Source organism: Brevundimonas sp. (assembly GCF_016463485.1).
GTDB lineage: Bacteria > Pseudomonadota > Alphaproteobacteria > Caulobacterales > Caulobacteraceae > Brevundimonas.
The window spans coordinates 1-6,585 of record NZ_JAEMRD010000172.1 but is presented as its reverse complement, the minus strand read 5'-3'; the positions used below and the strand labels follow the sequence as shown (position 1 = coordinate 6,585).

Below are 6,585 nucleotides of genomic sequence, written 5' to 3'. Positions count from 1 at the left end.
CTCAATGCCCCACACCCCCGAAGTCGAAACCCCGCAACTGCTCCACCTCGTCATCGGCGGCGAGCTTCGCCACCTCGACGCGCCCGTCTTCCGCGACCTGACCAAGGTCGAGTTCGTCGGCGCCTACGGCTCCTACGCCGAGGCTCGCCAGGCCTGGAAGGCCCGGGCCCAGGCGACCGTCGACAACGCCCTGATGCGCTACTTCATCCTGCATGCCCACAAGATGATCGACCCGCGCGGCGACGACCACGCCCACTGAGGCGGCGCGGGGAGCCGGTCGGCGAACCCTTTCGGAGCTGGCACACTTCCTGAAGGTGCGGGGCGCGCATAGGAGCGGTCGATGGCCCCATTTCTGGTGATATTGCTGCTGCTTGCGCTGGGGGCCGGCATCGTGGCCTGGCACACGATCGGCTATCAGCACCCCCCGGCCGCGCAGCGCCGCCCGGCCCGGAAGCCTGCGCCGCCGGTCCCGGACGCTGTCGTGCCCTCGGCCGAACAGGTCTTTGCGCCGACACAGTACGCCCCTACTCTGGATCCAAATCCGGTGCGGTCGGCAGAGCCCGCCGATCCTTTCGCCCACGCGCCCTCATTCGACGGAGACGCCCGCCCATGACCCTTTTCGGCACAACGCTCGACGGTCCGGCCATCGCAGCCCTGGTCGGGATGCTCCTGGCCCTGGTGCTCTGGACCATGTCGCTGAAGGGCGAACTCGGCTACGCACGCTGGTTCAAACAGTGGGAGGCCGATCGAAAGGCCCGCCGCGACGCCGAACTGGCCAGGGAGCGCGGCGAAGCCCCGCCGCCCGCCGATGGGCCACCACGCGGTCCCTGGGGCTGACGGACCGGTGGCCGATCATTCCCGCCGCAGCAAGCGGTCGGTCAACAACGTGCCCCACCACCCCGCCTTGAACTCGGCACGGATCGCCTTAGGATCGTAGGTCGGACTGTCGATCCATTCGAGGAAGCCGACCCCCGTCGGCTCGATCTCCCGGACATATTTCTCCAAAAAGAAGTCCAGCACCCCGGTCAGCCCCTCGCGGCTGTGCAGATAGCGCTTCGACAGCTGCCCCATCGCCACCGAGATCGGCTCTCCCAGGTGGAAATGGCGATAGAAGACCGCCATCAGCCCCGCCCGATCCGCCCCGGACTTGCAGTGGATCAGCACCGGATATTCGATCGTCTCGAACAGCCGCTTGGCCCGATGGACCCGATCCGGCGTCGGCACGTCGCGCGAATCCAGCGGCGCGTCGATCAGCGTCAGCCCCAGCCGCTCGCACGCCGCCTTCTCCAGCGCATAATAACTCTCGTCCCGTACGCCCCTCAGATTGATGACCGTCCTGATCCCCCGCCGAGCCCAGCCTGCCAGTTGCCGGGGCGACGGCTGATTGGTCCGCACCAGATCCGGCCCGAGCCAGTGAGCATTCGAAAACGCCAGCCTCAGAAAGGCATGGTCGCTCCAGAAATAGTCCCAGCCTGCGTGAAACCGGCCGCCGGGCGTGGAGAGGTCGAACTTCGGCATTGCCGCCACATACAGGCCCATGCTCCCGGCGTCATCAGACCTGCGGGTTGACTTGAAGGCCCAGCCGTCCGACCTCCCTCCCATGACGACCCCCACGCCCGCCGAACAGGACGAAGGCCTGCGCCCGCTGCTGGCGCGGATCTGGCGCGACTATCTCTCGCATCACAGGGGCGCGCTGTTCACCTCGATGTTGTGCGCGGCGGCGGCCGGCGGCTTGTCGGCCCTGACGCTGAAGCTGCTGGAGCCGGCGATCAACGGCCTGTTCCTGCAACAGCAGCAGCCGATGAAGCTGTGGGGCCTTATCGACATCGCGCCGGGCCAGGCCCTGATCGTGATCCCGACGGCGATCGTGGTGGTCGCTCTCGTCTGGACCCTGGCCAGCCTGGGTCAGGCGGCGCTGGTCAACCGGTTGGGCCACGGCATCGTCGGCGACATCCAGGTCCGCCTGTTCGGAGCCATGATCCGCGCCGACCTGGCCCGGCTACGCAGCCAGCACTCGGGCTCCTTCGTCTCCAGCGTGCTGTTCGACGCAAACCTGGTGCGAGAGGCCTTCACCAACGGCGTCGTGAACTACACCCAGCACAGTCTGACCCTGGTGGCGGTCATCGCGTCGATGCTGTTCATCGACTGGCAGTTGACCGGGATCGTGCTGCTGGGCGTGCCGCTGATCACCCTGGTGCTCCGCCGTTTCTCCAAACGCACAAAGAAGGCCACCACCGGCGCGATGAAGGAGACAGAAGCCCTGTCCACCGCCCTGATGGAGAACCTGGACGGCGTCCGCTTGATCAAGCTGGAGAACCAGGAGGTCCACGAAGAGGCCGCCGTCGGCGAGGTCGTGGCCCGCCGTCAGCGCCACATCATCAAGTCCGCCGACAGTCGCGCCTTCGCCGGCCCGTTCAGCAATCTGGTGGCCATGATCATCGTCGCCGCCGTCATGGCCTATGCCGGATGGCGCGCCCGGGACGGCGAGATGAGCGTGGGAGCCTTCGCCGCCTTCATCGGCCTGCTGATGGCAGCCGGTCAGTCGCTGCGTCAGGTCACCAATCTCCAGACCGTGATGACCGAGGGCCTGACCGCCGCCCGCCGCCTGTTCGCCGCGCTCGACATCAAGCCCGAGATCCGCGAGGCCCCCGACGCCGCGCCCCTGGCCGAGGGGCCGGTCGCCATCGCCCTGGACCGCGTCAGCTTTGCCTATGGCGCGTCGGCCCAAGGGTCGGTGCCGACCCTGTCGGACGTGTCCCTGACTGTCCGCCCCGGAGAGACCGTCGCCCTGGTGGGTCCGTCCGGCGGCGGCAAGTCGACCATCCTGTCACTGCTCCCGCGCTTTTACGATGTGACGGCGGGTGCCGTGACCCTGAACGGGCGCGACATCCGCGACATCCGCCTGCACGACCTGCGCGCCCATATCGCCCTGGTGACCCAGGAGCCCTTCCTGTTCGACGACACGATCGCCGCCAACATCGCCTATGGCCGACCCGGCGCGACCCAGGACGCCATCGAGGCCGCCGCCCGCGCCGCCGCCGCCCACGACTTCATTCTCGCCCTGCCCGAGGGGTACCAGACCCGCGTCGGAGAGGCCGGAATGCGCCTGTCCGGCGGCCAGCGCCAACGCGTCGCCATCGCCCGGGCCTTCCTGAAGGACGCCCCCGTCCTGCTGCTCGACGAGGCGACCTCGGCGCTCGACACAGAGAGCGAGGCCCTCGTTCAGGCAGCCCTGGAGCGGCTGATGCAGGGTCGGGCCACCCTGATGATCGCCCACCGCCTGTCCACCGTGATGAACGCCGACCGCATTCACGTCATCGAGGCCGGCCGGATCGTCGAGACCGGAACCCACACGAGCCTGATCGCCGAGGGCGGACTCTACGGCCGTCTGGCGAAGCAACAGTCGCTGGACGGAACGCCGCCACTGGCAACCGTGGTCTAGTGCCGTGAGACCTCTCCGTAACCCTATCATCCAGTCGGTTCTGGCCCACATCCTCGCCGGCTGGATGCAGTTCTGCTTCGCCACCATCCGCTGGACGCACGAGAACGACGCCCTCGCCGAAGCGGTGTGGGCCGACGGCGGTGGGGTGATTTGCGCCTACTGGCACTCCCGGATCGCGCTCAGCCCGGCCTGCTGGCCGCTGGGCCGGGCCCAGCCCGTCAAGGGTCTGGTTTCGCTCAGCCCGGATGGCCAGTTCATCGCCACGGCCATGGCGCTGCAAGGCATTCCCGCCGTGCGCGGATCCTCGGCCAACAAGGACAAGGCCGACCGCGCCAAGGGCGGGACGCAGGCGCTCCGCGACGGCCTGAAGCAGCTCAAGGTTGCCGCTCTTGCCGTCACCCCCGACGGCCCGCGCGGCCCGGCCCGCCAGATGGCCGAGGGCCTGCCCCTGATGGCCAAATTGTCCGGCGCGCCCGTGCTGTTCATCGGCCTGAGCTGCAATCCCGCGATCCGGCTGAACAGCTGGGACCGGGCCGTCCTGCCCCTGCCGTTCGGCAAGGGTTCGATCGTGTGGGACGTCGACCGGTTTCCGGCCGGTGCCGACCTGTCCGAAGTCGCCGCAGCCTGGTCGGACCGCCTGACCGCCGTGGAGGCCCGCGCCGACGCCGTCACCGGCCTGAAGCGGGTCTGAGATGAGCCCGGCCCTCATCGCCTATCGCCTTTTAACCCGACTGCTGGAGCCCTTGGCACCCCGTCTGCTCGACGCCCGGGTCAAACAGGGCAAGGAGGACGCCGCCCGCGTCGATGAACGCCTCGGCGTGACGACCGTGACCCGCCCCCCCGGCGACCTGGTCTGGTTGCACGGGGTCAGCGTCGGCGAGACCCTGTCCCTGTTGCCCCTGGTCGAACGCTTGCAGAAGGTACGGCCCGACCTGACGATCCTGCTCACCTCCGGCACCGTGACCTCGGCAGCGCTGATGGCCCAGCGCCTACCGGCCGGCGTCATCCATCAGTTCGCGCCCGTCGACGGCCCCGTCGCCGTTGCCGCCTTCCTCGACCACTGGCGGCCGTCGCTGGGCGTCTTCGTCGAGAGCGAACTCTGGCCCAACCTGATCCTGACGGCCCATCGACGGGGCGTCAGACTCGCCCTCGTCAGCGCCCGGGTGACGGACAGGACCGCGCAAGGCTGGAAGCGTTTCCCCGGCATGGCCCACGCCCTCCTGACCGCCTTTGACCGCGTCCTGCCTCAGGACGAGACCTCGGCCGCGACCCTCCAGACCCTGGGTGCCCGCATCGACGGCCTGGTCAATCTGAAGCTGTCAGGCGGCCCCCTGCCCCATGACGCAAAGGCCTTCATCGCCCTCAGCGCCGCCATCGGCGACCGCCCCGTAGTGGTCGCAGCCAGCACCCATGAAGCCGAGGAAATCGCCATCGTCCGCGCGCTCGACGCCCTGGACCAGCGCATCTGCCTGATCCTGGTGCCCCGCCATCCGGAGCGGGGTACGGAGATCGCCACCGCCCTGACGCGCGACGACTATCGGTTCGCGCTGCGTTCACGCGGCGGCGTACTCGGGCCCGACACCGATCTGTATGTCGCCGACACCCTGGGCGAACTGGGCCTGTTCCTGCGTCTGGCCGATGTGGTCATCATGGGCGGCAGTTTCGCGCCCGCGCTGGGCCTGCCTCCCGTCGGCGGTCACAACCCGCTGGAGCCGGCCCGCATCGGCAAGCCCGCCGTCGCCGGCCCCGACGCCTCCAACTGGGCCCGCGTGACGACGGCCCTGAACGAGGCCGGCGGCCTGACCGTCGTTTCCACGCCCGCCGACCTGCCCCACGTCATCGGTCCGCTTCTGAACGACCCCACAGCCGCCCGGGCCATGGGCGAGCGCGCCCGCCGCGCCGCCGCCGACGCCGGAGCGGGCCTCGATCGCCTGTGGGACAGCCTGCAGCCGCTCCTGCCCCCCGCCTCACCCGTCGCCCGAGGCCGGTCGTGAAGCTCAACACTCCGCGCTGGTGGTATGTCCGGGGCAGCCGCCACGCCATCGTCACCCGCACCCTTCTGAAGCCCGCGTCCTGGCTGTGGGCCGCCGTGACCGCCCGCCGGATCGCCCGCGCCACGCCCGTCGATCCGGGTGCCGCCGTCATCTCGATCGGCAATCTGACCGTCGGCGGCTCCGGCAAGACCCCCGTGGCCCGCGAGGTGCTCCGCCTGCTCCGCGCCGCCGGCGTTGAGGCCCACGCCCTGTCGCGCGGCTACGGCGGTCGGGAAACCGGTCCTTTGCGCGTCGATCTCACCCGTCATTCCGCCGAGGACGTCGGCGACGAACCCCTGATGCTGGCCTTGGACAGCCCCGCCTGGATCGCCCGCGACCGCATCGCCGGGGCCCATGCGGCCGTCGCGGACGGTGCCCAGACCCTCGTCCTCGACGACGCCCATCAGAACCCGACCCTGAACAAGACCCTCAGCCTCGTCGTCGTCGACGGCGAGACGCGCGGCGAAGAATGGCCCTTCGGCGACGGCGGCGTCTTCCCCTCGGGACCGATGCGCGAACCGCTGAAGACAGGCCTCGCCCGCGCCGACGCCGTGATCATCCTGCTGCCCACCGACTTGGCCGATGTCGATCCCGAGCTGACCGCTGTGTTCGGCGACCTGCCGACCTTCATCGCCCGCTTGACGCCCGCAACGCCACCACCCGCTGGCCCGCAGCTCGGCTTCGCGGGCATCGCCAAACCGTGGAAGGTCGAACGCTCCCTGATCGCCGCCGGCTGCGACCTCGTCGAGTTCGCCCCCTTCCCCGACCACGCCACTTACCGCGAGGAAGACCTCCGCTTCCTCGTCGACCGCGCCGGGATGCTCGGAGCCGGCATGGTAACGACCGAGAAGGACTGGGTCCGGCTCCCGCCGGCGTGGCGCGACCGCGTCGTCAGCTGGCCCGTCGTCGCGCGGTTCGAGGATGAGGCGAGGTTCGCGGACTACCTGACCACCGAGCGCTGATCCTGCCGGAGGAAGACGGTGGCGTCCAAAGCAAAACGGCCGCCGGGTTGCCCCGACGGCCGTTTCGTTACGCGACTGTTTGTCTTCGCTTTTAGGCGATGATCTTGGCGACGACGCCGGCGCCGACGGTGCGGCCGCCTTCACGGAT

8 protein-coding genes are annotated in these 6,585 nt (G+C 69.5%); 7 read left to right on the top strand and 1 reads right to left on the bottom strand.

Annotated features, from left to right (window positions below):
- Positions 1-4: 4 nt before the first annotated feature.
- The 3 genes from JHC99_RS16780 (at position 5) to JHC99_RS16770 (ending at position 837) form a co-directional block, all read left to right on the top strand.
- Complete coding sequence (locus JHC99_RS16780) at positions 5-259, top strand: DUF4170 domain-containing protein (protein WP_292155779.1); 255 nt, start codon at positions 5-7, stop codon at positions 257-259.
- An 81-nt stretch (positions 260-340) separates the two neighbouring features.
- A complete protein-coding gene (locus JHC99_RS16775; protein WP_292155777.1) occupies positions 341-613 on the top strand; it encodes a hypothetical protein in 273 nt (90 codons plus the stop codon).
- Positions 610-837 (top strand): hypothetical protein, encoded by a 228-nt coding sequence (locus tag JHC99_RS16770; protein ID WP_292155776.1) that lies wholly within the window; start codon positions 610-612, stop codon positions 835-837. The genes JHC99_RS16775 and JHC99_RS16770 overlap by 4 nt, the downstream gene beginning before the upstream one ends.
- A gap of 15 nt (positions 838-852) precedes the next feature.
- Here JHC99_RS16770 and JHC99_RS16765 read toward each other — a convergent pair whose 3' ends face one another.
- Positions 853-1,518, bottom strand: a complete 666-nt coding sequence (locus JHC99_RS16765) for a sulfur transferase domain-containing protein (RefSeq protein WP_292155774.1) — start codon at positions 1,516-1,518, stop codon at positions 853-855.
- Between the two features lie 82 nt (positions 1,519-1,600).
- Here JHC99_RS16765 and JHC99_RS16760 point away from each other — a divergent pair, with 82 nt between their 5' ends.
- The 4 genes from JHC99_RS16760 to lpxK are packed head-to-tail and all read left to right on the top strand — an operon-like array spanning position 1,601 to position 6,437.
- A complete protein-coding gene (locus JHC99_RS16760) occupies positions 1,601-3,442 on the top strand; it encodes an ABC transporter ATP-binding protein (RefSeq protein WP_292155773.1) in 1,842 nt (613 codons plus the stop codon).
- A 4-nt stretch (positions 3,443-3,446) separates the two neighbouring features.
- Positions 3,447-4,133, top strand: a complete 687-nt coding sequence (locus JHC99_RS16755) for a lysophospholipid acyltransferase family protein (protein ID WP_292155772.1) — start codon at positions 3,447-3,449, stop codon at positions 4,131-4,133.
- Between the two features lies 1 nt (position 4,134).
- Complete coding sequence (locus JHC99_RS16750) at positions 4,135-5,436, top strand: 3-deoxy-D-manno-octulosonic acid transferase (protein WP_292155771.1); 1,302 nt, start codon at positions 4,135-4,137, stop codon at positions 5,434-5,436.
- The gene (gene lpxK, locus JHC99_RS16745; RefSeq protein WP_292155770.1) at positions 5,433-6,437 is read left to right on the top strand and encodes a tetraacyldisaccharide 4'-kinase; all 1,005 of its coding nucleotides are present in this window, start codon (positions 5,433-5,435) and stop codon (positions 6,435-6,437) included. The genes JHC99_RS16750 and lpxK overlap by 4 nt, the downstream gene beginning before the upstream one ends.
- Positions 6,438-6,585 lie beyond the last annotated feature (148 nt).

Coding starts and splice junctions, on each gene's coding strand:
- JHC99_RS16775 (WP_292155777.1), top strand. CDS start 341: ATGGCCCCATTTCTGGTGATATTGCTGCTGCTTGCGCTGGGGGCCGGC.
- JHC99_RS16760 (WP_292155773.1), top strand. CDS start 1,601: ATGACGACCCCCACGCCCGCCGAACAGGACGAAGGCCTGCGCCCGCTG.
- JHC99_RS16780 (WP_292155779.1), top strand. CDS start 5: ATGCCCCACACCCCCGAAGTCGAAACCCCGCAACTGCTCCACCTCGTC.
- JHC99_RS16765 (WP_292155774.1), bottom strand. CDS start 1,518: ATGCCGAAGTTCGACCTCTCCACGCCCGGCGGCCGGTTTCACGCAGGC.
- JHC99_RS16770 (WP_292155776.1), top strand. CDS start 610: ATGACCCTTTTCGGCACAACGCTCGACGGTCCGGCCATCGCAGCCCTG.
- JHC99_RS16750 (WP_292155771.1), top strand. CDS start 4,135: ATGAGCCCGGCCCTCATCGCCTATCGCCTTTTAACCCGACTGCTGGAG.